The 1,037-nt window shown below is 47.2% G+C and carries 2 protein-coding genes and 1 pseudogene; all 3 read left to right on the top strand.

Going from position 1 to position 1,037, the window contains the following annotated elements; genetic code table 11:
• Positions 1-444 (top strand): SctR family type III secretion system export apparatus subunit VscR (vscR, locus tag R7P67_RS26540; RefSeq protein ID WP_318086545.1); only part of this gene is annotated, 444 nt, incomplete at its 5' end.
• 13 nt (positions 445-457) lie between these two features.
• Complete coding sequence (gene vscS, locus R7P67_RS26535) at positions 458-724, top strand: SctS family type III secretion system export apparatus subunit VscS (RefSeq protein ID WP_005464497.1); 267 nt, start codon at positions 458-460, stop codon at positions 722-724.
• A pseudogene (gene vscT / locus R7P67_RS26530) lies at positions 721-1,037 on the top strand (SctT family type III secretion system export apparatus subunit VscT); the annotation flags it as partial. The gene vscS and the pseudogene vscT, both read left to right, overlap by 4 nt.

Below are 1,037 nucleotides of genomic sequence, written 5' to 3'. Positions count from 1 at the left end.
GTTGGCTTTGAAACGTACGATTACGTAAAACAGCACGACATTTCTTTGGAAGACTCTGCCAGCGTTGAGGGCCTGATTGAAAGTGGTTTACAGCCGTATCGCGAGTTTTTGAAAAAGCACATTCGTGAAACCGAAGCGATATTTTTTACCGACGTAGCACGCACGCTGTGGCCACAAAAATACGTGGACCGTTTGGAATCCGACAGCTTATTGCTGTTGCTGCCTGCATTTACGGTCAGCGAGTTAACGCGGGCTTTTGAAATCGGCTTCCTACTCTACTTGCCTTTTATCGCTATCGATTTGATTGTTTCCAATATTCTGCTCGCAATGGGGATGATGATGGTGTCACCGATGACCATTTCTCTGCCCTTCAAGTTACTGCTTTTCGTTTTGCTTGATGGCTGGACAAAACTCACGCACGGCTTAGTGCTGAGTTACGGTTGATGAAGGAGAGAGAATGAATCCTGCAGAAATCATCCATTTCACAACGCAAGCACTCACTTTGGTTCTGTTCTTGTCGCTGCCGCCAATTTTAGTCGCAGCATTAGTCGGCACCTTAGTGTCGCTGATCCAAGCACTGACTCAGGTACAAGAGCAAACGTTAGGGTTTGTCGTGAAGCTCATTGCCGTGATCATCACCCTGTTCATCACAACGCAGTGGCTAGGTGCAGAGCTGCACGCTTTTGCCTCACTCGCTCTGGATAAAATTCCACAAATACGATGAGTTGCGACGATTTACACCAAGCTTTGTTTCTTTATAGCTTGACGCTACCAAGGCTCATGGCGTGCTTTATCTTTCTGCCTATTTTGAGTAAACAGATGCTTGGCGGCGCAATGATCCGTAACGGCGTACTTTGCTCACTTGCGTTGTTTATTTTTCCCGTCGTAAACGAGCAAGCATTGCCCGCCGAAACTGACGGCCTTTGGTTGATTGTGATTCTAGGCAAAGAAGTCTTGCTGGGTATGCTGATTGGCTTTGTCGCAGCCATTCCTTTTTGGGCGATTGAAGCCACTGGCTTTTTGGTGGATAACCAACG

This window comes from Vibrio sp. Vb0937, assembly GCF_033338855.1.
The sequence above is the reverse complement of the archived record's forward strand: the minus strand, read 5'-3'. Positions and strand labels throughout refer to the sequence as shown.

Bases quoted from the DNA above. Each gene is read 5' to 3' on its own strand.
- vscS (WP_005464497.1), top strand. From the start codon at position 458: ATGAATCCTGCAGAAATCATCCATTTCACAACGCAAGCACTCACTTTG.